This is a genomic window from Sinomonas sp. B1-1 (genome assembly GCF_050474465.1).
GTDB classification, from domain to species: Bacteria; Actinomycetota; Actinomycetes; order Actinomycetales; family Micrococcaceae; genus Sinomonas; species Sinomonas flava.
The window spans coordinates 883298-907620 of record NZ_JBCHVF010000001.1 but is presented as its reverse complement, the minus strand read 5'-3'; the positions used below and the strand labels follow the sequence as shown (position 1 = coordinate 907620).

Sequence of the window (24323 nt, the reverse complement as noted above, 5' to 3'; positions counted from 1 at the left end):
CCGTCTCAGCCGATCTCGAGCGCGGTGACCTGCCACCCGGCCCGGTCGCCCGATTCGAGGCGCAGCGCAACCGCCCTGCAGCGCAGGGCGTCGACCACGACGACCGCGACCTCGTAGATCCCCGGTGCCACCCGGGCCGCGTGGACAGAGCGCACGGACACCGCGCGGTGGGCCAGCGCGAGCTTCGGTGGGCCTGTCTGGGCGGCGTCCCTGTCGCGCCCCTGTCGCGGGCCCGGGGCCGGCCGGGGACGCGACAGGGCACTGCGCAACTCGATGGGCGCCAGCAGGTCCCTGTGGAGCCACGGCACAAGCTGCTGCAGCGGGCGCACCCCCGCGAGGACTTCCATGATGGCCCTGGTGATCGAGGCGGCGAGGTGCCGGACTTCTCCGGCCTCGTCAGGCGGGGCCACTGCGCGCAGTGCTCTCGCAGGTGGCCTCTGGCGCTCCGCCTGCGCAGGGGCCAGCGCCGTGTTCCCGGAGGTCCGGACGTCTGGTCCCGGCGTCGCCGACCGCTCCCGCCGCGGCCTGTGGAAGTGGAGGACGTCAGCGGTGCGCGGTCCGTCCGGGACGACGTGGAGCACCACGGCGGCAGGGTCCCCGCCTTCGGCATCCGAGGAGCGGCAGGGCACCGAGTGACCAGCGCGTCCGGGCGAGTGAGGTGCTGTCTTCTCGTCCAGCGCGGCTGAGCCGGCAACGACGGCGAGTGATGTCATGGCGTGCTTCCTTTGCAGGTCGGCGGCGTGGTTGCGGGACGTTCCCGTGCGCGGTTCGGGTCCCGGGGCGTCGGAGTCGGGGAGTCTCAGCGGGGTGCGGTGAGGAGCTGGCCCGGCAGGATGAGATGCGGGCTGTCCCCGATCGCACCCCTGTTGGCCGCGTACCAGTCGGGCCAGGCGGCAGCGATGTCGAGTTCCGTGGCACCCGGCCCGAGGTGCCTTGCCACAATCGACCAGAGGGTATCGCCGGGGCGGACCTCGACAGTCGGTGTCCCCGTGGCCCCTGCTCCCCGGGCGGGCTGCTGGACGAGCAGGCCCGTCGGGGCCAGGGGAGCGGACGGTGTCCAGCCGGGCTGCGGGAGCGGCGTCGGCTCGGGGGCGGATTCGGCGGCTGTCGTCTCCGCCGGTGCCGCCTCGGCAGGTGCTGTCTCTGCTGCTGGGTTCTGTGCTGCTGGAGACTGTGCTGCTGGAGTGCCGGCGCCGGCGGCCGCGGACGCGGGCGGTGTGGCAGCGAGCGTCGCCGGAACCGAGACCGACGGCTGCCATGTCGGATCGGGAAGTGTGTCCGCATGCGCGGCAGGCGCGGCCGCAAGGCTGAGGCCGAGGACGGCAAGGGCAAGCCTGCGCATGAAGGCCGGTGCGAAGGCCCCAGTGATCCTCGACGCGCGCGGCGCGCCGGCGGCAGCCAGCAGGGCCGCCGTGACGGCCAAGCCCATGGAGAGCAGCCACCAGGTCACCACCGCGAGCCCGGCCACGCTCGCGAGGAGCCCGAGGAGGACGTCGAAGCCCGGGAGCGTGCCGCCGTCGAACGCGCCCGGGGCGATCCGCAGCCAGTCACCGGAGGCGCCCGGCGCGAGACTGCCCGCAAGCATCGTGCCTGCGACGACGAGCACCGCCGCCAGGACCAGTACTGCCGCGGTGGTCAGTGCGTCGGCCATGACCTGCTGACGCTGCGTGTTCTCCATGTCATCCCCCAGATATGCGCTTGGTCATTAGATGCAGTTTGATGCTGTTAGACACAGTTTGACCATGCAGAGAACGATTTGTCCAGCGATGGCAGAAGATGAGCGCGATTGCTTAGCGAGGGGTGCGTTCCCTAGGGTTGACGCATGCGATGGGATGCCCTCTTTTCAGACCTCGAAGCGCAGATGGCTGCGGCGGGGCACCTCGATCTGGAGGCAGAGGTCGCGGAGCGAGTGCGCGCCGAGCAGTCTGCGGTGCTCCTGGCAGACAGGCTGCGGGCTGGTGCGGGGCGGCCGGTCGAGGTCCTCCTGCGCCATGGGACGAGGTGCCGGGGAACGGTCAGCCAGATCGCGGACACGTGGTTCGTCCTGGAGGATCCACCGCGGAGCCTGTTGATCCCGGCACACGCGGTCGCCACAGTCGCGGGCATGGGACGCCGAGCCGCGCGGGAGGAGTCAGCCGTACGCCGGTCCCTCTCGCTGTCCTCGGGGCTGCGTGCGCTCGCGCGCGACCGCGCGGTGGTGGGCTGCATGGTGGACGTGGGCAGGACGGATCCCTGTACGGTCACCGGCAGGATCGACGTCGTCGGCGGGGACTACCTCGAGGTCACGCGCGCCGACGGCGCGGAGGCGCCTGACGAGTGGCAGCCGCGCACCCTGCTGATACCGTTCGCGGCGCTTCTGGCGGTGCGGTCCGGCGGCTGAGCGGCTGGCGCGGCGAACGTCCGGTCAGCCCGCGCTGTGCGAGCGACGGTTCTCGGCGAGCATCTTCTCGGCCTTCGCATAGCTGGCCTGGATGTACTCCTCCAGCTTGACGTCCTCGACCCGCCACTGTCCGCGACCGCCGACCTGGATCGCCTTGAGCTCGCCGCTGCGCACGAGCGCGTAGGCCTGCGCCGAGCTGATCTGGAGCTGTTCGCACACATCCGCGAGCGTCAGGAAACGAGGCATGGTCACATTCTGCCACCGCATGGACTGGTTCGACACTCATTGGTGGAGTTATCCACAGTTTGACCCACTTTGGCGTGGTGTGACTTGGGCGGACCGCCGCCTGCCGGACACAATGTCGCCGGGGGGCCGGGGTGCGGCCCGCGTTCGAGGGGGGATCTCGATGTCCGCTGCCATCACCACAACGCCTTCAGGCTCGAGGAGCCCAGCCGCCAACCCACCCGGAGCGAGGATGTCGCGGCCCTCGTGGAAGGATCCACGGCTCCTGGTGGGCCTGCTCCTCGTCCTGGCGTCGACCGCCGGAGTCGTCGCGCTCGTCGACGCCGCGGATGCGACCGTCCCGGTCTACTCCGCGAAGGAGGACATCTCCGTCGGACAGCCGGTCGACGCGACTCTGCTCGAGCAGGTCGACGTCAGGCTGGGGGACGCCGAAGGCCGATACCTCCGCGCAGGCGCGCCTCCCGAGGGCCGTGTCGCGCTGCAGCGCGTCGCGAAGGGTGATCTCGTCCCGGCGTCGAGCCTCGGGGAGCCGCGTGCAGTGGACCGCAAGCCCGTCTCTGTCAGCGCGGGGGATTCGCTGCCCGCGGAAGCCCTGCCGGGGACCCGGGTCGACGTCTGGGTCGCTCTTCCCGATGGGCGCAACGGCTTCGCGGAACCGGTGCTCCTGGTTCCGGGCGCCGAGATCGCGCACCGCGAGGCCGCCAGCTCGACGCTCGGCGGAAGCCGCGAGACGCGCGTGCTGGTGCTGGTCGACGACGCCCGACTGCCCAAGCTCCTCGGCGCCCAGGCCAACGAGGCGAAGGTCTCGCTCGTGTGGAATCCCGCGGGCGGGACGCGATGAGCATTCCCGTGGTCACCATCGGCGCCGGCCAGGCCGAGCTCGTTGGGTCGCTCGAGCGGCTCCACGGGCCGGTTACGGTGGTGAGGCGCTGCGGCGAGCTCTCCGAGCTCATCGCCGCCTGCCAGACCGGTCTCGCCCGGGCCGCCGTCGTGGCCGGCGGCACCCAGGACATCACCGCGACACTCGCAGACCGGCTCGCCGCAGTCGGTGTCGCCCTGCTCGGCCTCACCGATGACGACGCCGAGCGGGCCAGGCTCTCCGCGCTCGGCCTGTTCGCAGCGCCGGAGTCCGTCCCAGCGCCCGAGCTCGCGCGGCTCATCGGGCGCGCGGTGGAGCAGGTGGCGCAGGACCGGGTGTCGCTGTCGTCCTTCGCGGTCGCCGGTGCCCGGCCGCTCGCCGAACCTGCCACGGACGCCTCGGACGGCTCCGGCGGGGACGACGGGGACGACGGCGACCCCGAGCGTCTGGGCGAGGTGATCGCCGTGTGGGGGCCCATCGGGTCGCCCGGTCGGACGACGGTCGCCGTGAACTGTGCCGCCGAGCTCGCCGCGGACGGGCGCGCCGTCGTGCTGGTCGACGCCGACACCTACGGAGCCTCTGTCGCTCCCGCGCTCGGGCTCCTCGACGATTCCGCCGGCCTCGCACAGGCCTGCAGGCTCGCCGACCAGGGACTCCTGGACCGCCAGGCGCTCGAGCGCATTGCGACTCGTGTTGTCATCGGCGGCGGGACGCTGCGCGTCCTCACCGGCCTCACCCGCGCGGATCGGTGGCCGGAGCTGCGTGCGGCAGCCTTCGGCGACGTGATCGGGAGGTGCCGCGAGGTCGCCGACGCGGTGGTCGTGGACGTGTCCTTCTGCCTGGAGGCAGACGAGGAGCTCAGCTTCGACACCATGGCGCCTCGCCGGAACGCGGCAACCCTGCGCTCGCTCGAGCTTGCCGACCGGGTCTTCGCCGTGGGCGCAGCCGACGCCGTGGGCATGCCCCGCCTCGTGCGGGCCATCTCTGAGCTGGAGCGGGCCGTCCCGAGCGCGAGCCCCACGGTCGTCTTCAACAAGGTCAGGCAGTCCTCGATCGGTCGGTTCCCCGAGCGCGCGCTGCGCGAGGCGTGGGAGCGCTTCGGCCCGGGCGTGCCCGTGGCCGCCATGATCCCGTTCGACGGCGCTGCGGCGGACGCGGCGCTGCTTGGCGGCTCGGTGCTCCTCGAATCGGCTCCCGATTCGGGTCTGCGGAAGGCCATCGCCGAGCTAGTGTGTGCACCTGTCCAGCAAAAACGCCGTTTCGCTAGACGTGATACCAAAGCAGGCGTAGAGGCCCCGCGCTAGGCTCGTCGTCAGAGCGCTGCGAAGTGGCAGCCCTGTCCAGTGGAGGCGAGCCCCGTGTCGACCGGTACTGCCCAGCAGACCCCCTTCCCGTCCGCCGAGCAGGAATCGCGGTTCCTCGCCGAGTACTACGAGCATCTGGCCGAGGAAGACCAGCAGGCGTACCCGTCGGAGACGCTGCAGGAGCGGGCACGAGAGCACTGGAAGGTCGCCGAGGGGCGGGTCGTGGGCACCGCCAACGTCGCCATCGTCGATGAAGGCGGCCGGAGCATCGTCTACATCGTCACCGATGACATGCCGTTCCTGGTCGACTCCGTCACCGCGGAGCTCGTGCGCCAGCACGCGCCCATCCACCTCGTCGTGCACCCCATGTTCGTCGTGACCCGCCGCCGCAGCGACGACGGGATCGTCGCCGTCGACCGCGTCCCCGCCCAGTGGGGCATGACCAGCGGCGACACGGCGACCATGCCCCTGCTGTCCGCCCTCATCGCGGACGGAGACAACGCCACGCACATCGAGTCCTGGATCGCGATCGAGACGAACCGGGCCTCCGCGTCGCAGAAGCCGGAGCTGATCGAAGGCATCCAGCGGGTGCTCGGGGACGTCAGGGCCGCCGTCGAGGACTGGAATCCCATGCGGACCAAGGCCCTCGAGATCGCCGACGGCCTCGGAACGGTCGCCGGCGCCGAGGACATCCCCGACCTCGTCCCCACCCAGGAACTCCTCCGGTGGCTCGAGGAAGGCAACTTCACCTTCCTCGGCTACCGGGAGTACGACCTCACGACGGCCGACGGCGAAGACGTCCTCGAGCTCGTCGAGGGCAGCGGGCTCGGGCTGCTCCGCGGGGACGGCGCGCACGCGCTCCAGCACCTCACGGCCGAGGGCCAGGAGCATGCGCGCGAACGGCGCGCCCTCGTCATCACGAAGGCCAACTCGCGCAGCACGGTCCACCGTCCCGCCTACCTCGACTACATCGGCATCAAGCGCTTCGACGCCCAGGGCCGGGTCGACGGCGAGCGGCGCTTCATCGGGCTCTTCGCCTCGAGTGCCTACACCCAGTCCGCCCGGACGGTCCCGATCGTCAAGGACAAGATCGACGAGGTCATGCGCCGGTCGGGCTTCCCGGCCGACTCCCACTCCGGCAAGGACCTGCTCGCGATCCTCGAGACCTATCCCCGTGACGAGCTGTTCCAGATCGATGTGGACACCCTGCTGGACACGGTGACCCGCATCCAGCGCCTCCAGGAGCGCCGACGCACACGGCTCTTCCTCCGCCCCGACATCTACGGGCGCTTCATGAACGCCGTCGTCTACCTCCCGAAGGACCGCTACAACACCGCGGTGCGACGTCGAATCGAGCAGGAGCTCGAGAGGGAGTTCCACTCGTCCTCGATCGACTATGACTCCCACATGAGCGACTCGGCCCTCGCGCGGCTCTACTTCCGCATCCGGCTCCCCAAGAGTGCGGAGGGCGGCGGGGTGGACCTGCGCTCGATCGACACGGCCGCCCTCGAGCAGCGCCTCGTCACCGCCACCAGGTCCTGGAGCGAAGGGATCGCCCAGGTGCTCCACGAGAACCGGCCCCTCGAGCAGGCCGAGCATCTGGCCGCCGTGTGGAGCGAGGCGTTCCCGCAGTCCTACCGCATCGACTACAGCATCGAGGACGCCCTCGACGACCTCACGCGGTTCGAGGCCTACGCGGCGGAGCAGGCGGCCCTCGAGGCGGAGAGCGCGGAAGGGGAGGAGGCTCCCGAGCGTCCTGCCGTGCACGTGTACCTCCCCCAGGGAGCCGGCGAGTCGCTCGAGGAGGACGCGCGCGTCAAGCTCTACCTCTTCGAGCCCAAGAGCCTGAGCCAGATCCTCCCGTACTTCCACAACCTCGGCCTCGAGGTGCTCGACGAGCGACCCTTCGAGATCACGACCGGCGACGAGCGGGAGTTCTTCCTGTACGACCTCGGCCTCAAGTACCCGGCCGGCGTCGACCCGCTCGCCACGGGGAAGCTGCTCGCCGACGCCTTCGGCGCGGCGCTCGCCGGGGAGACCGAGTCGGACGGGCTCGATCGCCTCGTCCTGCGCGAAGGACTCAGGTCGCGCCAGGTCATCGTCCTGAGGGCCTACGCCAAGTACATGCGCCAGACCGGCAACACGAACTCGCTCGGGTTCATCGCGGACACGCTCCTGAACAACGCCGAGGTCACGCGCCGCCTCGTGGCGTACTTCGAGGCCCGCTTCGATCCGCAGGTCCCGGACGAGGAGAGGGAGCAGGTGACGGCCCAGGTCACCGCCGAGCTCATGGCAGAGCTCGAGAAGGTCCCCACGCTCGACGCCGACCGCCTCCTGCGCACGTTCATCAACCTCATCGAGGCGACCCTGCGCACCAACTTCTACCTCGGCAGGAACTACCTCAGCCTCAAGCTGCGCCCGTCGCAGATCGAGGGCCTGCCCTCGCCGAAGCCCGCGTACGAGATCTGGGTGTACTCGCCGAGGGTCGAGGGCGTGCACCTGCGCTTCGGCAAGGTCGCCCGCGGGGGCCTGCGCTGGTCCGACCGGCGCGAGGACTTCCGCACCGAGATCCTGGGCCTCGTGAAGGCGCAGGTGGTGAAGAACGCCGTGATCGTGCCCACGGGAGCCAAGGGCGGATTCTTCGCGAAGCGGCTCCCAGACCCGGCCGCCGATCGCGCGGCATGGCTCGCCGAGGGGGTCGAGAGCTACAAGACGTTCATCCGCGGCCTCCTGGACATCACCGACAACCGGGTGACGACCGAGGCGGGGGAACAGGTGGTGCCGCCCGCCGGCGTCGTGCGCCACGACGATGACGACTCGTACCTGGTGGTCGCCGCCGACAAGGGCACCGCGACGTTCTCCGACATCGCCAACGGGCTCTCGGCGGAGTACGGGTTCTGGCTCGGCGATGCCTTCGCCTCGGGCGGATCGGTCGGCTACGACCACAAGGCCATGGGCATCACGGCCCGAGGCGCGTGGGAGTCGGTGAAGCGGCACTTCAGCGAGCTCGACCACGACACGCAGACCGAGGACTTCACGGTCGTGGGCGTGGGCGACATGTCCGGCGACGTCTTCGGCAACGGGATGCTCCTGTCGGAGCACATCCGCCTTGTGGCGGCGTTCGACCACCGCCACATCTTCCTCGATCCCACGCCCGACGCCGCGCCCTCCTACGCCGAACGGCGTCGCCTCTTCGAGCTTCCGCGCTCGTCCTGGGACGACTACGATCGCGACCTCATCAGCGCAGGCGGCGGTGTGTACCCGCGCTCGGCGAAGTGGATCCCGGTCTCCGAGGAGGTGCGGACCGCGCTCGGCCTGCCCGAGGGCACCACGCAGCTGAGCGTGGCGGAGATGCTCAAGGCCGTGCTGCTCGCACCGGTGGACCTCTTCTACAACGGCGGCATCGGCACGTACGTGAAGGCGAGCACCGAGACGAACGCCGAGGTCGGCGACAAGGCCAATGACGCCATCCGCGTCGACGGCCGCGACCTGCGGGTCAAGGTGGTGGGGGAGGGCGGCAACCTCGGCTTCACCCAGCGCGGACGCATCGAGGCGGCCCTCCAGGGCGTCATCCTCAATACGGATGCGATGGACAACTCGGCCGGCGTCGACACGTCCGACCACGAGGTCAACATCAAGATCTTCGTGGACCGCATGGTTGCCGCAGGCAAGCTCCAGGCCTCCGAACGCACCGACTTCCTGGCCTCGATGACCGGCGAGGTCGCGCGGCTCGTGCTCGCGGACAACATCGACCAGAACATCCTTCTGGTGAACGACCGGGCCAAGGTCGTCGAATGGAGCCCCAGCTTCGAGCGCCTCATGGACTGGCTCGAGAAGGAGGCCGACCTCAAGCGCGACCTCGAGGCGCTCCCGAGCACCGGGGAGCTCCAGAAGCGCGTCGAGCAGGGCCAGGGGCTCACGTCGCCGGAGCTGTCGGTGCTCGCGGCCTACGCGAAGATCGAACTCACCGAAGCACTGCGTGAATCCGACCTTGCAGATGACCCCTGGTTCCGGGACACGCTGCGGAAGTACTTCCCGAGCGAGATCGGCGAGCGCTTCGACGAGGAGCTCGACAGCCACCCGCTACGCCGGGAGATCATCGCCACCGCCGTGGCGAACGACATGATCAACCTCGGCGGGATCACCTTCGCCTTCCGCACCATCGAGGAGACGAGCGCGACGCCGGCCGCGGTCGCCAAGGCATTCGTCGCGCTGCGCGAGGTGTACCGGCTCGACGAGCTCACGGACGCCGTCAACGCTATGCCGGCCTCGTTCCCGACCGAGCACTGGACGATGGTCCACCTCGACATCCGGCGCCTCCTCGACCGTGCGGTGCGCTGGCTCCTGCACCAGGGCACCGCGGGCAAGACCATCGCCGAAGTGGTCGGGCAGTACGGGCCGCCGCTGGCCACGCTGCGCGCCCGGCTGCTCGACTACCTCCGCGGCCAGGACGCCGCCCGCGTGATGTCCTGGCTCGAGCGGGGCCGGTCGTGGGGCCTGCCCGAGGAGCTGGCGAAGCGTTGGGCGGAGCTCTTCGAGAGCTTTGCGCTGCTCGACGTGGCGCGCATCGCCCAGTCGACTGGATCGCCCGTGGAGCAGGTCGCGGCCGTCTACTACACGGTGTTCGACCGGTTCCGGGTCGACGACCTGCTCGAGCGGATCACGGCGCTTCCGCGTCGGGACCGCTGGCAGGCGCTGGCCAGGGCGGCGCTGCGGGACGACCTCTATGCCACGGTCGCTGACTTCACGCGTTCGGTCATGGACGCCGCACCCGATTCGGCAGCCCCGGACGCCCGGCTCGCCGTCTGGGAGAAAGCGAATCGGGAGCAGCTCGATCGCGCGGCGGCGATGTTCGCGGAGGTCAACGCCCTCGAGAGCGACGACATGGCCTCGCTCTCGGTAGCATTGAGGCTGCTGCGGTCGATCGTGCGCCATTAGGCGGCACGGTGCATGAGGCCGCGGCGGCTCCTGCCGCCGCGGCCTTCGCGTGCTCACCGCCAGTCCCACGACGACGAAACCCCGGCCCGGCCGGGCATCCACGACAGGCGGTGCAGGTGGCCATCTTCACGGACCCCATCAGGGAACATGCCGAGTTCGGCCCCGGGGATGCCGAATGGCTCCACCTCCTCGTCGGCGACTGGCAGCTCATCGCCGACCTTGCGTTCGCGGACCTGGCCCTGTGGTTCCCTCATCCTGAGGACGGGTACGTCGCGCTGGCCCACGTGCGTCCGTCCACGACCCACACCGTCTTCCACAGCGACTTCGTGGGGGAGCGGATCCGGTCGGACCTCAAGCCGCTCGTGGACAAGGCCTGGGCGAGCCAGACCATCGAGCGCAGCCATGAGACGAGCTTCAACTCCGAGATGGCGCTGCGCGTCGAGGCCGTGCCGTTCGTCCGCAACGGGCGCACGCTCGCCGTCGTGACCTCCCATATGGACCTCTCCAGCTCGCGCATGCCGAGCCGGCTCGAGCTGACCTACAGGCAGTGCGCCTACGACCTGCTCCGGATGGGGACGCTCGGGCTGTGGCCCGACTTCGCATCGCCCACCGGCTCCCGCCGGGGCGCTCCCCGCGTCGGCGACGGGCTCATCCGCCTCGATGCGGACGGCATCGTCCAGTACGCGAGCCCGAACGGCGTGTCGGCCTTTCGGAGGCTCGGCGGGATCGAGTCCCTCGAGGGCCGGTCGCTGGCCGAGATGACCACGGGCCTGCTCAAGGACCGCAGGCTCGTCGACGAGACCCTCCCGCTCGTCGTGACGGGCCGGATGCCGTGGCGCAGCGAGATCGAGTCGCGCGGCGTGAGCCTGTCGCTGCGGGCGATCCCGCTGCGGGACGAGCACGAGCGGTTCGGCGCCCTCGTGCTGTGCCGCGACGTGTCGGAGCTCAGGCGCCGCGAGATGGAGCTGGTCACGAAGGATGCCACGATCCGGGAGATCCACCATCGCGTGAAGAACAACCTCCAGACGGTGGCCGCGCTCCTGCGCATGCAGTCCCGGCGGATGAAGAGCGACGAGGCGCGCCAGGGCCTCGAGCAGGCGATGCGGCGCGTGGCAACGATCGCCCTCGTGCACGAGACCCTCTCCCAGGGCCTGACCCAGACGGTCGACTTCGACGAGCTCATCGCCCGCCAGTTCAGGCTCTCCGTCGAGGTCGCGACCGAGGGCCAGCACGTGGCCACCGAGCGGCGCGGGGAGTTCGGGGAGCTGCCCAGCGACTTCGCGACCCCTCTTGCCCTCGTGATCAACGAGCTTGTCACGAACGCGGTCGAGCACGGGCTCGCCGACCGGTCGGGGACGGTGTGGCTCACCGCCGCCCGGTACCAGGATCCGACGGGGACGGCCATGCTCGAGGTCACGGTGGAGGACGACGGCGTGGGGCTCCCCGCCGCGTCCGACCGCCATGAGGGCCTGGGCCTCCAGATTGTGCGGACGCTGGTGACGAGTGAACTCGGCGGCACGATTGAGTGGAGCGAGCGGGACGGCGGCGGGACGTGCGTCCGGATCGTGCTGCGTCCCTCCCGTCACTAGCCTGCGCCGGCGCCACTGCCCGCGAGACGGGACTGAGGGCGAGACAGAGCTGCCCGGGACAGCGATGCTGTCCCGGGCAGAGGGTTCAGGGTGCGCCAGGCGGTCCTGGCACGCGTCCTAGGAGGCGCGGCGGGCGCGGGCGGCGCGGCGCTTGAGTGCGCGGCGTTCGTCCTCGCTCATGCCGCCCCAGACGCCGGCGTCCTGGCCAGACTCGAGAGCCCACTGGAGGCACGTGTCGATGACCTGGCACCGGCGGCAGACGCTCTTGGCCTCTTCGATCTGCAGGAGGGCCGGCCCCGTGTTCCCGACTGGGAAGAACAGTTCAGGATCCTTGTCGAGGCAGGCCGCGCGATCACGCCAGTCCATGGGGAAGTGCAACTCCGTTTCTCGGGGGTATCGGCACTTTGTGAAAAGATTCACGAGTGCTCTCAAAGCAAAGGGGCCTTTGGGGGCCCCGCGGTCAACTCCGTTAAGGTTGTCACGTTAACTGTGTGTAAACAAGGGTCCTGACCCACTAATCCGCTCGGAAGCGGGAGGTATCCGTCACACCGCCCGGCGAGGCCGGGCTGGACGGATACGGAGGTGGCGAGCGCGTCCGGTAAGGTTCGCATGTGCCCAGCCACCCCGATAAGCCGAGCGCCGCCGATGCTCCCGGAGCACGGCCCTGGACCTTGGCCGTCCTCGTCCTCATCATCGCTCTCGAGGCAGTGGCGCTCCTCGCCTTCGGAGTCCTCTATGCGGTGTGGCTTGCCGCGGGGCAGGCAGCCACGTCTCCGGCCGGTGCGGCGTTCACGATGGTGCTCCTGCTGCTGTTCAGCATCTGGCTCGGCGCTGTGGCCCTCTTCCTCTGGCGCGGGTTCCGGTGGACGCGTGCGGGTGCGCTCGTCGCGCAGCTCTTTGCGCTGACAATCGGCGTGCCGACCCTCACCGGTGGCTACCCAGCCTACGGGTTCCTCATCCTCGTCCCGGCCGCTGCCGCCATCCTTCTCCTCTTCGAGCGGCGAGTGCTTGCGGCGACCCTCCGGAGCGGCCGCCAGCATCCCGAGCCGTGACGTCGCCTTCTGCGGAGAATCCCAGCTGGACCTCGATCGGACGCCCCTCGACAATCGCAACTGCCCGTCCTGCTGGGGAGGGCCGCAGAGCGTCGACGCGCACGCCGAAAGCGTCGCCGTCGGCGGGACCGCGCGGGCCAATGAGGATTCCCATGCCACCGGACCGGGTCTGGAGCGCGATCGGGCAGCGCGCGTAGAGGCCCGCACCGTAGCCGGCGGTCGCCACGACGGCAGCCCCGGCCTCGACCAGCTGGGCGAGCAGCTGGTTCTCCTGGGGGCCCAGGATGTCCGCGTCATCGGCCAGGACGACTGGCAGGCGCCTGGTGTGGGCCTCGCTCAGCAGTGGGCCCTCCAGTTCGGCAAGAAGCCCCTCCCAGTCGTGGCCTCGCAGCCCGGCACGGAGGCCAACGAACCAGACCTTCGGGTTCATCACCTCCAGTGCCCGCAGCAGCGATGACCTGCCCGACTCGGGCCTGCCCAGGACCAGCAGCACGTCGCCAGGCCCGAGCCTGAGGCGGAGCGGCTGCGGTTCGTCGCCTGCGAGCCCTATGGCGAGGCTGAGGCGCGGCCCGGGTCCGGACGTCGTGCCACCGTTGGCTGATTCTGCCCCAGAGGCGGCAATCGCGGCGGCATCGGCGACGGCTGGGAGCGGCTCGATCCGGAACGGCCGCGAACCTCTGCGTTGGGCGCGGGAGGAAGCAGTCCCTGCGGCGGCGCGGGCTGGGTCCGGAGCGGCGTAGCACTGCAGAACGAGTGGCGTGGGTCCTGCCAGCGCCCCGTGCGCTGCGCCCCGCCCGGGCACGGGGAGCATGGCCGGGAGCCGCGGCCACGCGAGGCGGGCCTCCTCCGGGGCGCCGCACGGGAAGAAGACGCGCGCCCGCATCCCAGCAAAGGCCCGCGACGACACGAGCTCCCTCTCCCCGGCCGCAACAAGCGTGATGCCGGCGGGAGGCCCGTCCCGGACGATGTCCGCGAGCGCTTCCTCCGCCCCCGCGTGCGGGCTCTGGCGAAGTGCCGAGATCCAGCTGCCCCACCCGCTCATGACCAGCACGAGCGGAATGCGCGCGTGTGGGTCGGCGTGGAGCCGGGCGGTGGATTCCTCGCACAGCCGCCCGATCACCCGCGCGGCCCTGACGAGGTCGGCGAGGTCGACGTGCGCGCCGACGCGGGGATGGTCCCGGAGGAAGTCCAGTGTCCCATCGGCGTCGAGCACATACAGGTGGCGTTCCACTGCCGACCCGGCCAGCTGCGCGGCGACCGATTCCAGAGTGCGGGCTGTCCCGGCGGCAGGCGGTCCGCAGAGGGCCAGATGGCCCTGATGCGCGGGATCCCAGGCCAGTTCGCGGGTGAGCTGCTCGTGCGGAAGGTCGACGATACCGAGGCGGACGATGCCCTGACCGGCCGAGGACGCGGGATCTGCCGCGTCGCCGCCTCGGTCCGCGATTGACGTGCCGGCCTCACCGGCCAGCCGGGGCAGCTCGACCCGGTCGGGCAGTGGAGCCGCCACAGGGCGCCGCACCGAGCCCCCGCCGCAGTTGCGCCACAGGTCGGCAGCCGTCCGGACCAGAGGCGCGGCGGCGTCCGCGGGGGACAGGGGCAGCGCCCCCGGTCCATCTGCGGCGGGACGGGCTGCCCACTGCTCGGCGGGCACGACGGTGATGCGGGGCCGGAGGCGCCTGATCGCACCTATTCCCAGAGACGCGGCCTGGAATTCGACGGGCGGTCCGGTTCCGACCGCCAGGTAGGCCCGGCCGGGCAGGCCCACGGGAATCCGCGCGGCCACGGGACTGCCCACGACGTTCGAGGATTCGATGTCGTCCTGCATGCGGAGGGCGATGCTGGAGGTGACGTTTGCCCGGATGTCGCTCGACACGGAGCCCTGGGGGCGCTGGGTTGCCATGACCAGATGCATGCCGAGGGAACGCCCCACGGTCGCGATCCGCATGAGCTCGGCCAGCGCCGCAGGCGCCTCGTCGACGAGCACGCGGAACTCGTCCACAACGAGCACGAGGCGGGGGAGGGCCGCGGCCCCCTGGCGTGCGAAGTCGTCCAGATCGGCGGCGCCCACGGAGGCGAGCATCCTCTCGCGTCGGACGAGCTCGGCACGCAGTGACGCGAGCGTGCGGTCCACGTCGCCCGCGGCGAGGTCCGTGACCAGGCCGACGCAGTGCGGGAGGCCCGCGAGCGGCTCCAGCCCCGATCCGCCCTTGAAGTCGACGAACAGGAAGGTCAGCCGGTCGGGCGGGTGGGCCGACGCGGCCCCGGCGATGAGGCTTCGCAGGAGCTCGGACTTCCCGGAGCCGGTGGTTCCGGCGATGAGGAGGTGCGGCCCGTCGGCGACCAGGTCGAACGCGAGGGGGCCGGAGGCCGACATGCCCAGGATGACAGCCAGACCCCGCGCTGATGCGCTGCGCCGCCACGCGCCGCGGATGCCGTCGGCGTCCAAGCGCACCACGTCATCGAGGGCGCATCGCTCGGGCAGGCCTGCGCTGCCCTCGTCGCTTCCGCGGAGTCCGGCTCTCCGGGCCGCGGTCTCGAAGGCCGCCGCCGGCATGAGGTCGGGGATGAACTCGATCCTCTTTCCGAGTCTGACCAGTTCGGCCCGACCGGACCGGAGGCGGACCTCGGCCCCGGAGCCGGGCCCGACGGCGTCGGGCGGGCCGATGAGCGGCCATCCGCGCTCCGCAGCGGCGCGCACGAGCGCCTCCTGCGGGCGCGGAGCCTGTGGGGTGCCCGAAGCAGGACCTCCCGGCACGACGACGACCACCTGCTGTGCCGCGCCTGCCGCGCGCTCAAGGGACGCTGGGTCGGGTACCGCGCTGTCCGGGAGGATCCGCACGCGGGGCAGGAAGCGCGCGGTCATCCTGAGGGACGACGGGCCGCCCGCCACCAGCGCGCGAGTTCCCGCGAAGGCCGGAAGGAGGGCGAGCTGCAGCAGCAAGAACCGCAGGAGCCCTGCAGCCTCCCGCGCCGCGCCGGACACCGCGATTCCGCTGTCCACCGGCACTGTGACGGGCGCGTCGCGGATGATCGGAGCGGCCGGGCCGGGCGGTGACACCACGACGGCCGCAGGGACATCAGCCGTCCCGAGCCTGAGATGGGCCGACTGCGGAGACCCGGGGACGCCGGCGCGCGGGCTCCCGTCAGCCTGCCGTGCGGGGACCCCGGTCATCGCAGCGGCACTCCCTGCTGCACCGGCTGGCGGGAAAGCGGCTCCCCAGGCACGCGCGAGCAGTCCGGCGTCCGGTGAGGCGCGGCGGCGCCGGTCGGCGTCGTCGTCGACCGCACGCCGGAGCCGGCGCTGCAGGTCGCGCCGCGCCGAGCGGGCCTCCGCGAGGGGGAACAGGATCGACACCGCAGAGACGGCGGTGAATGCCAGGAACATCCACGTGCCGGTGGCAAGGGCCATCCCGATGCCGAGGAGCAGCGGCAGGACGGCCATGGCGATCAGCGCGGCCCTCCGGGACGGCGGAACGTTCTGGGGCACCGTCAGCGTCTCGCCGGGCGCACCACCGGCCGCGGGATCGATCCGCGGGGCTTCAGAGCTGAATGCAAGCGCGCAGGTGCTCGCGCCGATCCTGAAGCCCTCGCCCACCGCGAGGTGCGCGGCACGCACGCGGCGGCCACCGAGCCACGTCCCGTTCGCACTGCCGGCGTCGCGGAGCACGACACCTGTGTCCGTCACCTCGAGGACGGCGTGGTCGCGCGACAGTGCAGGATCGGCCAACGCAATGCACGGTCCGGGTCCCGAGGGACTCCTGCCGATCCTGAACGTCCCGCGGGGAAGGGGAACCACAGTCCCTGACGCGGGCCCGCTCCGGACGACGAGGGCGAGGGGCGGTGCGGCGGCCGAGCCGCCGCACCACTGCGGGAGGAGGACGGCCCCGCTGCACAGCGGCGCGGCTCCCGCGACCAGATCCTCCAGGGGGCTGCCTCCGACGGCGAGCGGTCCCACGCCGTAGCGTTCCGTGAGCTCGGACTGGATCACGCTGCCCGACGTCCCCCTGGCAGTGTGGACCACGATGTCGCGGCGTGCCAGGCCTGACTGCAGATGACCGGCATCGGGTACGACCAGCGTGCAGTGCAGCTCCATGTCCCCCCCAGGAAACGTACCTACTCAAGGCCCTCCCAGATCACGCTAGGCCCCGCGGGAGCAGGCATTCCAGCGCAAGGGCGCGCTTGTGGACAACGCGCTGAAGGACGCTTCTCGGCGCGCAATTCCACGGTCTCGCGCGGTGCCGGGGCACGCGTCGCGGCGGTTCATCGGGTCGGGAAGGCCTCCGACCCGCGCATATACTGAACCTTGGCCACACCCTTGGAGCTCGTTTGGAAGGACATCAGTCATGGTCACAGTAGCCCCGGGGGCCGATGTCTCCGATGCTGCCCGCATTGGCGAGGGGACGAAGATCTGGCATCTGGCGCAGGTCCGCGAGGACGCTGTCCTCGGGGAGAACTGCATTGTCGGACGCGGGGCCTATGTCGGCACAGGCGTGAAGATCGGCAACAACGTCAAGATCCAGAACTATGCGCTGGTCTACGAGCCGGCGGTGCTGGACGACGGCGTGTTCATCGGACCCGCTGTCGTCCTCACGAACGACACCTACCCACGGTCGGTGAACCCGGACGGATCGCTCAAGAGCGCACACGACTGGGAGCCGGTCGGCGTGACCATCCGCGAAGGAGCGTCCATCGGCGCCCGGGCCGTGTGCATCGCACCGGCGACCATCGGCCGCTGGGCCACCGTGGCGGCGGGCGCCGTCGTGACCAAGGACGTGCCGGACTTCGCCCTCGTGGCTGGAGTCCCCGCACGCCGGATCGCCTGGGTCGGCAAGTCCGGAGAGCCGCTGGTGCGCGAGGGGGACCATTGGGTCTGCCAGCGCACGCGAGAGAAATACATCGAAGAGGACGAGACCCTGCGAGAGGTTGACGCATGAGCAAGGACTTCATTCCCCCCGCCAAACCCATCATCGGCCAGGAGGAGCGGGACGCGGTTGACCGTGTTCTCGCGTCGGGGCAGCTTGCCCAGGGCTCCGAAGTCGCCGCGTTCGAGAACGAGTTCTCCTCCGTCCTGCTTGACGGACGGGCCAGCGTCGCGGTCAACTCCGGAACGTCCGGGCTCCACCTCGGCCTCCTCGCCGCGGGGATCGGTCCCGGCGACGAAGTGATCGTGCCCTCCTTCACCTTTGCCGCGACAGCCAACTCGGTCGCCCTGACCGGTGCCACGCCCGTCTTCGCCGACATCGAGCTCGAGCACTTCTGCCTCGATCCGGCATCCGTCGAGGAGAAGATCACCGACAGGACCAAGGGCATCATGCCTGTCCACCTGTACGGGCACCCCTTCAACGTCGAGGCCTTCGAGGCCCTGGCCGCCAAGCATGGCATCGCCCTGTTCGAGGACGCGGCCCAGGCCCACGGGGCCAAGGCCAACGGCCGTCGCGTCGGCACCTTCGGCACGTTCGCGATGTTCAGCCTCTACCCGACCAAGAACATGACGTCGGGCGAGGGCGGCATGGTCTCCACCGGCGACGCCGAGGTGGAGCGCCGCCTCCGGCTCCTGCGCAACCAGGGCATGGAACGGCAGTACGAGAACGAGCTCGTCGGCTTCAACAACCGCATGACGAACATCCACGCCGCCATCGGCCGGGTTCAGCTGACGAAGGTCCTCGGCTGGACCGACCAGCGCCGCGCCAATGCCGCGTTCCTCGATGCCAACATCGAGGGCGTCGTCACGCCGCGCGTCGCCGAGGGCTACGAGCACGTGTACCACCAGTACACCGTCCGCGTCGCGGATGACCGGGACGGCTTCGTCAAGGCCCTCCGCGAGGAGCACAACGTCGGCTCGGGCGTCTACTACCCGATCCCGAACCACCGCCTTGCCCCGTTCCGCACGAGCGATGACCTCCCCGTGACGGAGCAGGCCGCGGCCGAGGTGGTCTCGCTCCCGGTCCACCCCTCGCTGAGCCAGGATGACTTCGAGCGCATCGTCGAGGCAGTGAACAGCGTCGCGAAGGCAGGTGCGTGATGGCTGAGCTCCGCGCAGGCATCATCGGCCTCGGCATGATGGGGCGCCATCACGCCCGCGTGCTCCGCGAGCTCGACGGCGTCGAGCTCGTCGCGGTCGCCGACGCCTTCGGCGACCCGCACGGCGTGGCCGGTTCGCTCCCGCTGCTGTCCTCGGTTGACCAGCTCATCGACGCCGGCATCGATCTCGCCGTTGCCGCGGTCCCCACCATCCTCCACGAGGAGGTCGCACTCAAGCTCGCAGAGGCCGGGGTGCACACCCTCGTCGAGAAGCCGATCGCCAACGACTCCGCGTCGGGCAAGCGGATCGCCGATGCCTTCGAGGAACGCGGACTCGTCGGCGCGGTGGGGCACATCGAGCGTTTCAACCCGGCTCTGCAGAGCCTCCGGGAGCGCCTCGAGAACGGCGACCTCGGGGATGTCTACCAGATCTCGACGCGCCGTCAGGGCCCCTTCCCGGCCCGGATCGCGGACGTCGGCGTCGTCAAGGATCTCGCGACGCACGACATCGACCTCACCGCCTGGCTCGCGCAGAGCCGGTACGTGACGGTCGCCGCGAACACCACGCATCGCTCCGGCCGCCAGCACGAGGACATGGTCAGCGCCATCGGCCACCTCGAAGGCGGCATCGGCACCAACCACATCGTGAACTGGCTCTCCCCGTTCAAGGAGCGCACCACGGTGGTCCTGGGCGAGAGGGGAGCGTTCATCGCGGACACCGTCTCGGCCGACCTCACGTTCGTGGAGAACGGCACGTTCCAGACCGACTGGGACTCGATCGCGAACTTCCGCGGCGTGTCCGAGGGCTCCTCGACGCGGTTCGCCATCGCCAAGCGCGAACCCCTCAAGATGGAGCACGAGGCCTTCCGCGACGCCGTCCTGGGGATCTCCAAGGACGTCGTCACGATGACAGAGGGCCTCGAGACGCTCCGCGTCGCCGAGGCGCTGCTCGAATCGGCCCGGTCGGGCGCCGTCGTCCAGCTCTGAGCCACTGACTCCACGGAAGGCCGCCGAACCGGCGGCCTTCCGTGTGCCGGGGAGGTCCCAGAGTGGGGCATCCCACCGACCCCGATTCAGGGAAGCCTGCCGCGCTCCGGTAGGCTGAACCCGGACCATTGGGCCTGCTGTGCCCGCTCGCCAGCAGTCCGCCAACCCACAGGAGTGATCTTGACTGCAGACCTCGTTGTTGTCGGCTCCGGCTTCTTCGGCCTCACAGTGGCCGAACGCGCAGCCGCAGACCTCGGCCTCAAGGTGACAGTGATCGACCGCCGCCACCACATCGGAGGCAATGCGTACAGCGAGACCGAGGGCCAGACGGGGATCGAGGTGCACCGCTACGGCGCCCACCTGTTCCACACGTCCAACGAGAAGGTCTGGGAGTACGTCAATCGCTTCACGACGTTCACCAACTACGTGCACCGTGTCTACGGAGTGCACAAGGGCGAGGTCTTCCCCCTCCCCATCAACCTCGGGACCATCAACCAGTTCTTCCGCGCGAACTACACGCCGAGCGAGGCCCGCGCCCTCATCGCCGAGCAGGCGGGCGAGCTCGCGGGGACAGACCCGCAGAACCTCAACGACAAGGGCATCCAGCTCATCGGCCGGCCCCTCTACGAGGCGTTCATCAAGCACTACACCGGCAAGCAGTGGCAGACGGACCCCAAGGACCTGCCCGCCGGGATCATCTCGCGGCTCCCCGTGCGCTACACGTACGACAACCGGTACTTCAACGACACGTTCGAGGGCCTGCCCACCCGGGGCTACACGGCGTGGATCGAGCGCATGGCCGACCATCCGAACATCACCGTCCAACTCGAGACCGACTTCTTCGACGAGTCGCAGCCGGTGAGCAAGGGCAACGTGGTCGGCAACGTCCCCGTCGTCTACACGGGCCCGGTCGACCGGTACTTCGACTACAAAGAGGGTGACCTGTCCTGGCGCACCATCGACTTCGAGGAGGAGGTGCTCGACACGGGTGACTTCCAAGGGACCTCGGTGGTGAACTACAACGACCCCGACGTCCCGTGGACCCGTATCATCGAGCCCCGGCACTTCCACCCCGAGCGCAACTACCAGACCGAGAAGACCGTCATCATGCGCGAGTTCTCCCGGTTCGCCGAGAAGGGCGACGAGCCCTACTACCCGATCAACACCGAGGCGGACCGCAGCAAGCTGCTCGCCTACCGGGATCTGGCCAAGTCCGAGAAGGACGTGCTCTTCGGCGGCCGCCTCGGCACGTACAAGTACCTCGACATGCACATGGCCATCGGCTCGGCGCTGTCGATGTTCGAGAACAAGATCAAGCCGCACTTCACTGGCGGTGCCAAGCTCGAGAGCGGGGGAGTGGACGCATGAGCGTCACCGCAGACAAGCAGACGACGTCCAAGACAGCGGCGGAGCAGGCCGGCAATGGGGACCTGCGCGTAGTCCAGCGTGTCGTGTTCCCCGTGACGCGCGACCTCGACACCCTCCCGCTCTACGTCGACCCGGACATCCGCAAGGTGCAGTCGACCACCGGCCAGGGCCGCGACGGGACCGTGCAGACGGTGAGTGCAGGCCAGCAGCTGCACCCCCAGGACATCCTGTCCCGCCGCAGCGTCCGGGTCCGCCCCGGCGAGCGGCTCTCGTTCGGGTCCTACTTCAACGCCTTCCCTGCGAGCTACTGGCGCAAGTGGACCGTCGCGGACAAGACCGTCCTGTCCGTCGCCACGCAGGGCGAGGGCACCGTCGTCGTCTACCGCTCCAATGCCCGCGGCGTGTCCCAGCGCGTGGACTCCGTGCTCGTGGACGGCAGCAGCCGCCTCGAGTTCGACCTCACGCTGTCGCCGTTCGGCGACGGCGGATGGTACTGGTTCGACCTCGTCGCGGGGGCCTCGGGCATGACGCTCGAGCAGGCCGAGTGGTCCGTGCCCGACGGCGGCCGTCCGCAAGGCCGCGTGACGCTCGGCGTGACGACGTTCAACCGTGCCGACTACTGCCTCAAGACCATTGAGACGATCGCCGCGGACCAGGGCGTCTTGGAGATCCTCGACGAGCTCATCATCGTCGACCAGGGCACCCAGAAGGTCGCCGACCAGGACGGTTTCGACGAGGTCGCAGCGACGATGGGCAGCCAGCTGCGCATCATCAACCAGGGCAACCTCGGCGGTTCCGGCGGCTTCGCCCGCAACATGTACGAGATGGTCAGCGCGGGCAAGAGCGACTACGTCATGCTGCTCGACGACGACATCAACCTGGAGACCGAGGGTGTCCTCCGTGCGGTCGCCTTCGCGGACCTGTGCCGCACGCCCACCATCGTGGGCGGACACATGTTCGACATGTTCAACAAGTCGGTGCTGCACGCCTTCGCCGAGGTCGTCAACCCGTACCGCTTCCTGTGGGGCCCGATCCAGGACCTGGGCAACCACGACTTCAGCACCGAGGGCCTGCGCGCCTCGGCGCCGCTGCACCGCCGGTGGGACGTCGACTACAACGGCTGGTGGATGTGCCTCATCCCCCGCACGGTGGTCGAGAACATCGGCCTCTCGCTGCCGGTGTTCATCAAGTGGGACGACGCCGAGTACTCGCTCCGTGCGCGTGCGGCAGGCTTCCCCACGGTGACCCTCCCGGGTGCTGCCGTCTGGCACGTCTCATGGGCTGACAAGGACGACTCCGTCGACTGGCAGGCCTTCTACCACGAGCGCAACCGTCTCATCGCCACGCTCCTGCACTCGCCCTACGCCAAGGGCGGCCGGATCTTCCGCGAGAGCATGAACAACGACGTCAAGCACCTGGTGTCCATGCAGTACTACCCGGAGCAGGCCCGTCTGCTCGCGCTCAAGGACGTGCTGGCAGGCCCCGAGGGCCTGCACGAGCAGCTCCCCACGATGATGCCGAAGCTGCGCGCGCTCCGCAACGAGTTCACCGACTCCCAGATCAAGACCGACCCGGGGGCCTTCCCGGCGCCCTTCCGGAAGAAGCCCCCGAAGAAGCCCCAGTCGTACCGGATGCCCTCCACGCTCGGCCTGCTGCCCTGGGCGGCCAAGACCGTGCTCAAGCAGACGGTCATGCCCGTGCGCACCGACGCGAAGGACCATCCCGAAGCGCACGTGGCGCACCAGGATGGGAAGTGGTGGAGCCTCGCCCACCTCGACAGCGCCGTGGTGTCCAACGCGGACGGGACCGGTGCCTCCTGGTACATGCGCGACCCGAAGAAGGCCCGCGAGCTCCTCGCCGAGTCCGTGGCGCTGCACGCGCAGCTGTTCGCGAACTGGGAGAAGCTCCGCGCCCGCTACCGCAAGGCCCTGCCCGAGATCACATCGATGGAAGCATGGAAGAAGACGTTCGACGCCTCGGTGTCCGGCACCGCGAAATGACCCAGGACACCGCCACCTACGACACGCCAGGCGTCGGAGCCGGGCTCCTCGACGTCTTCCGCCGCCGGTACCTGCTCAAGCTGATCGTCCGCAAGGAGCTCAGGGTCCGCTACCGCGGATCAGTCCTCGGGCTCGCCTGGTCGTACGTCAAGCCGCTCGTGCAGTACCTGGTGCTCTTCATCGCGCTCGGCATCGTGCTGCGCGTGGGGGAGGCCATCCCGAACTATGCCCTGTACATGTTCTCGGGCGTGATCGTGGTCAACTTCTTCACCGAGGCGTTCTCGAACGCGACGCGCTCCATCGTCTGGAACGCGCCCCTGGTGAAGAAGATCTACCTTCCGCGGGAGCTGTTCCCGGTGGCTTCGGTGTGGGTCGCGGCCGTGCACTTCCTCCCGCAGCTGATCGTCCTCCTGCTCGCCGCGCTGGTGAGCGGGTGGAGCCCGGACCTCGCCGGCCTCGTGGGCGCGGTCATCGGATTCGTCATCGTGTCCATCACCGCGGTGGGCCTCGGCCTGCTCGCCGGAGCGGTGAACGTCTTCTTCCGCGATTCGGAGAACATCGTGGACATGCTCATGATGATGGTCACCTGGGTCTCGCCTGTGCTCTACGACTGGACCATGATCCGGCGCATCCTGCCCGACTGGCTGTTCGTGGTGTACCAGCTGAATCCGGTCACGGTGGCAGTGGAGATGTTCCACTGGGCGTTCTGGCACCCCTCGGTGCGCGGCCCCGTCGAGCTGCCGCCGCACCTCATGCTCACCGGCCTCGCGGGCCTGGGCATGGCCGCACTGTTCCTTCTCATCGGCCAGCTGGCGTTCCGCCGGCTCGAAGGCCACTTCGCCCAGGAGGTCTGATGAATCCCGTCATCAAGATCGAGGGCCTGGGCAAGACCTTCAACCTCAGGCACACCCATTCCCTCAAGGAGACGGTCGTCTGGCTCTTCAAGGGCCGCAAGGAGGACCTGTCCAAGAAGTTCCGCGCCCTCGACGGCGTGGACCTGGAGGTCAGGGAGGGTGAGACCGTCGCGCTGCTCGGCTTCAACGGTTCGGGCAAGTCCACCCTGCTCAAGCTGATCTCCGGCGTGATCCTGCCCGACGGCGGCACGGTGCGCACGCGCGGCCGGGTCGCGGGCCTCATCGAGGTCGGCGCGGGGTTCCACCCTGACCTCTCGGGCCGGGAGAACGTCTACCTGAACGCGGCGATCCTGGGCATGAGCGAGGCCGAGATCGACGAGAAGTTCGACGAGATCGTCGCCTTCTCCGAGATCGAGCAGTTCATCGACACCGAGGTGAAGTTCTACTCCTCGGGCATGTTCCTGCGCCTCGCGTTCGCGGTGGCCGTGCACACCCAGCCGGACATCTTCCTGGTCGACGAGATCCTGGCCGTCGGCGACGAGCCGTTCCAGCGCAAGTGCCTCGAGCGGATCCGGAAGCTCTCGGACGAGGGCCGGACGCTCGTCGTCGTGAGCCACGACCTCGACATGGTCGCCCGCATCTGCACCCGCGGCGTCGTGCTCGAGCACGGCAAGGTGGCCTTCGACGGCCCCGCCCCGGACGCCGTCGACTGGCTCCGGTCCCGGTAG

General features: G+C 69.9%; 19 protein-coding genes. 13 read left to right on the top strand and 6 right to left on the bottom strand.

The features are described 5' to 3' along the window. Positions 1 to 5: 5 nt before the first annotated feature. From ACQ5BE_RS04220 to ACQ5BE_RS04210, 3 genes are all read right to left on the bottom strand, one after another. Positions 6 to 713, bottom strand: a complete 708-nt coding sequence (locus tag ACQ5BE_RS04220; RefSeq protein ID WP_430295617.1) for an Rv3235 family protein — start codon at positions 711 to 713, stop codon at positions 6 to 8. Between the two features lie 86 nt (positions 714 to 799). Continuing rightward, positions 800 to 1678, bottom strand: coding sequence for a LysM peptidoglycan-binding domain-containing protein (locus ACQ5BE_RS04215; RefSeq protein ID WP_430295616.1), 879 nt, complete (start codon positions 1676 to 1678; stop codon positions 800 to 802). Between the two features lie 165 nt (positions 1679 to 1843). Then, on the bottom strand, positions 1844 to 1993 hold the full coding sequence (locus ACQ5BE_RS04210; protein ID WP_430295615.1) for a hypothetical protein: 150 nt from the start codon (positions 1991 to 1993) through the stop codon (positions 1844 to 1846). A 111-nt stretch (positions 1994 to 2104) separates the two neighbouring features. Here ACQ5BE_RS04210 and ACQ5BE_RS04205 point away from each other — a divergent pair, with 111 nt between their 5' ends. After that, positions 2105 to 2380 carry a hypothetical protein gene (locus ACQ5BE_RS04205; RefSeq protein WP_430295613.1) on the top strand — a complete coding sequence of 92 codons (276 nt, stop codon included), beginning with the start codon at positions 2105 to 2107 and terminating at the stop codon, positions 2378 to 2380. A 24-nt stretch (positions 2381 to 2404) separates the two neighbouring features. On the opposite strand, the gene ACQ5BE_RS04200 is transcribed toward ACQ5BE_RS04205, so the two are convergent. Beyond that, on the bottom strand, positions 2405 to 2626 hold the full coding sequence (locus ACQ5BE_RS04200) for a helix-turn-helix domain-containing protein (protein WP_208709365.1): 222 nt from the start codon (positions 2624 to 2626) through the stop codon (positions 2405 to 2407). A 229-nt stretch (positions 2627 to 2855) separates the two neighbouring features. On the opposite strand from ACQ5BE_RS04200, the gene ACQ5BE_RS04195 reads away from it, so the two are divergent. The 4 genes from ACQ5BE_RS04195 to ACQ5BE_RS04180 all read left to right on the top strand — a co-directional run bounded on the left by ACQ5BE_RS04195 (position 2856) and on the right by ACQ5BE_RS04180 (position 11313). Next, positions 2856 to 3464 carry a hypothetical protein gene (locus ACQ5BE_RS04195; protein WP_430295612.1) on the top strand — a complete coding sequence of 203 codons (609 nt, stop codon included), beginning with the start codon at positions 2856 to 2858 and terminating at the stop codon, positions 3462 to 3464. Then, complete coding sequence (locus tag ACQ5BE_RS04190; RefSeq protein ID WP_430295610.1) at positions 3461 to 4786, top strand: AAA family ATPase; 1326 nt, start codon at positions 3461 to 3463, stop codon at positions 4784 to 4786. Before ACQ5BE_RS04195 ends, ACQ5BE_RS04190 begins: the two co-directional genes overlap by 4 nt. Positions 4787 to 4840: 54 nt before the next feature. Then, entirely contained in the window at positions 4841 to 9724 is a 4884-nt protein-coding gene (locus tag ACQ5BE_RS04185) for an NAD-glutamate dehydrogenase (RefSeq protein WP_430295609.1), read from the top strand. A gap of 116 nt (positions 9725 to 9840) precedes the next feature. Continuing rightward, entirely contained in the window at positions 9841 to 11313 is a 1473-nt protein-coding gene (locus ACQ5BE_RS04180) for a sensor histidine kinase (RefSeq protein ID WP_430295608.1), read from the top strand. A gap of 117 nt (positions 11314 to 11430) precedes the next feature. Here ACQ5BE_RS04180 and ACQ5BE_RS04175 read toward each other — a convergent pair whose 3' ends face one another. Next, positions 11431 to 11679, bottom strand: a complete 249-nt coding sequence (locus ACQ5BE_RS04175; RefSeq protein WP_208709355.1) for a WhiB family transcriptional regulator — start codon at positions 11677 to 11679, stop codon at positions 11431 to 11433. Between the two features lie 245 nt (positions 11680 to 11924). Between ACQ5BE_RS04175 and ACQ5BE_RS04170 the strand changes: the two genes are divergently transcribed. Then, positions 11925 to 12365: a hypothetical protein gene (locus ACQ5BE_RS04170; protein ID WP_430295607.1), complete on the top strand. Its 441-nt coding sequence runs from the start codon at positions 11925 to 11927 to the stop codon at positions 12363 to 12365. On the opposite strand, the gene ACQ5BE_RS04165 is transcribed toward ACQ5BE_RS04170, so the two are convergent. After that, complete coding sequence (locus tag ACQ5BE_RS04165; protein WP_430295606.1) at positions 12268 to 16458, bottom strand: FtsK/SpoIIIE domain-containing protein; 4191 nt, start codon at positions 16456 to 16458, stop codon at positions 12268 to 12270. The genes ACQ5BE_RS04170 and ACQ5BE_RS04165 overlap by 98 nt on opposite strands. Positions 16459 to 16708: 250 nt before the next feature. On the opposite strand from ACQ5BE_RS04165, the gene ACQ5BE_RS04160 reads away from it, so the two are divergent. The 7 genes from ACQ5BE_RS04160 (at position 16709) to ACQ5BE_RS04130 (ending at position 24323) form a co-directional block, all read left to right on the top strand. Next, entirely contained in the window at positions 16709 to 17299 is a 591-nt protein-coding gene (locus ACQ5BE_RS04160; RefSeq protein ID WP_208709351.1) for an acyltransferase, read from the top strand. After that, the gene (locus ACQ5BE_RS04155; protein WP_430295605.1) at positions 17296 to 18387 is read left to right on the top strand and encodes a DegT/DnrJ/EryC1/StrS family aminotransferase; all 1092 of its coding nucleotides are present in this window, start codon (positions 17296 to 17298) and stop codon (positions 18385 to 18387) included. Before ACQ5BE_RS04160 ends, ACQ5BE_RS04155 begins: the two co-directional genes overlap by 4 nt. Beyond that, on the top strand, positions 18387 to 19373 hold the full coding sequence (locus tag ACQ5BE_RS04150; protein ID WP_413248108.1) for a Gfo/Idh/MocA family oxidoreductase: 987 nt from the start codon (positions 18387 to 18389) through the stop codon (positions 19371 to 19373). The genes ACQ5BE_RS04155 and ACQ5BE_RS04150 overlap by 1 nt, the downstream gene beginning before the upstream one ends. A 180-nt stretch (positions 19374 to 19553) precedes the next feature. Then, positions 19554 to 20741 (top strand): UDP-galactopyranose mutase, encoded by a 1188-nt coding sequence (gene glf, locus ACQ5BE_RS04145; RefSeq protein ID WP_430295603.1) that lies wholly within the window; start codon positions 19554 to 19556, stop codon positions 20739 to 20741. Further along, positions 20738 to 22741 carry a glycosyltransferase gene (locus tag ACQ5BE_RS04140; RefSeq protein WP_430295601.1) on the top strand — a complete coding sequence of 668 codons (2004 nt, stop codon included), beginning with the start codon at positions 20738 to 20740 and terminating at the stop codon, positions 22739 to 22741. The genes glf and ACQ5BE_RS04140 overlap by 4 nt, the downstream gene beginning before the upstream one ends. Next, positions 22738 to 23595, top strand: coding sequence for an ABC transporter permease (locus ACQ5BE_RS04135; RefSeq protein WP_344298539.1), 858 nt, complete (start codon positions 22738 to 22740; stop codon positions 23593 to 23595). The genes ACQ5BE_RS04140 and ACQ5BE_RS04135 overlap by 4 nt, the downstream gene beginning before the upstream one ends. Beyond that, positions 23595 to 24323 (top strand): ABC transporter ATP-binding protein, encoded by a 729-nt coding sequence (locus ACQ5BE_RS04130; protein ID WP_344298538.1) that lies wholly within the window; start codon positions 23595 to 23597, stop codon positions 24321 to 24323. Before ACQ5BE_RS04135 ends, ACQ5BE_RS04130 begins: the two co-directional genes overlap by 1 nt.

Coding starts and splice junctions, on each gene's coding strand:
- ACQ5BE_RS04190 (WP_430295610.1), top strand. CDS start 3,461: ATGAGCATTCCCGTGGTCACCATCGGCGCCGGCCAGGCCGAGCTCGTT.
- ACQ5BE_RS04200 (WP_208709365.1), bottom strand. CDS start 2,626: ATGCCTCGTTTCCTGACGCTCGCGGATGTGTGCGAACAGCTCCAGATC.
- ACQ5BE_RS04140 (WP_430295601.1), top strand. CDS start 20,738: ATGAGCGTCACCGCAGACAAGCAGACGACGTCCAAGACAGCGGCGGAG.
- ACQ5BE_RS04130 (WP_344298538.1), top strand. CDS start 23,595: ATGAATCCCGTCATCAAGATCGAGGGCCTGGGCAAGACCTTCAACCTC.
- ACQ5BE_RS04165 (WP_430295606.1), bottom strand. CDS start 16,458: ATGGAGCTGCACTGCACGCTGGTCGTACCCGATGCCGGTCATCTGCAG.
- ACQ5BE_RS04150 (WP_413248108.1), top strand. CDS start 18,387: ATGGCTGAGCTCCGCGCAGGCATCATCGGCCTCGGCATGATGGGGCGC.
- ACQ5BE_RS04155 (WP_430295605.1), top strand. CDS start 17,296: ATGAGCAAGGACTTCATTCCCCCCGCCAAACCCATCATCGGCCAGGAG.
- ACQ5BE_RS04210 (WP_430295615.1), bottom strand. CDS start 1,993: ATGGCGCAGGAGGACCTCGACCGGCCGCCCCGCACCAGCCCGCAGCCT.
- ACQ5BE_RS04135 (WP_344298539.1), top strand. CDS start 22,738: ATGACCCAGGACACCGCCACCTACGACACGCCAGGCGTCGGAGCCGGG.
- ACQ5BE_RS04220 (WP_430295617.1), bottom strand. CDS start 713: ATGACATCACTCGCCGTCGTTGCCGGCTCAGCCGCGCTGGACGAGAAG.
- ACQ5BE_RS04195 (WP_430295612.1), top strand. CDS start 2,856: ATGTCGCGGCCCTCGTGGAAGGATCCACGGCTCCTGGTGGGCCTGCTC.
- ACQ5BE_RS04160 (WP_208709351.1), top strand. CDS start 16,709: ATGGTCACAGTAGCCCCGGGGGCCGATGTCTCCGATGCTGCCCGCATT.
- ACQ5BE_RS04175 (WP_208709355.1), bottom strand. CDS start 11,679: ATGGACTGGCGTGATCGCGCGGCCTGCCTCGACAAGGATCCTGAACTG.
- ACQ5BE_RS04205 (WP_430295613.1), top strand. CDS start 2,105: ATGGGACGCCGAGCCGCGCGGGAGGAGTCAGCCGTACGCCGGTCCCTC.
- ACQ5BE_RS04215 (WP_430295616.1), bottom strand. CDS start 1,678: ATGGAGAACACGCAGCGTCAGCAGGTCATGGCCGACGCACTGACCACC.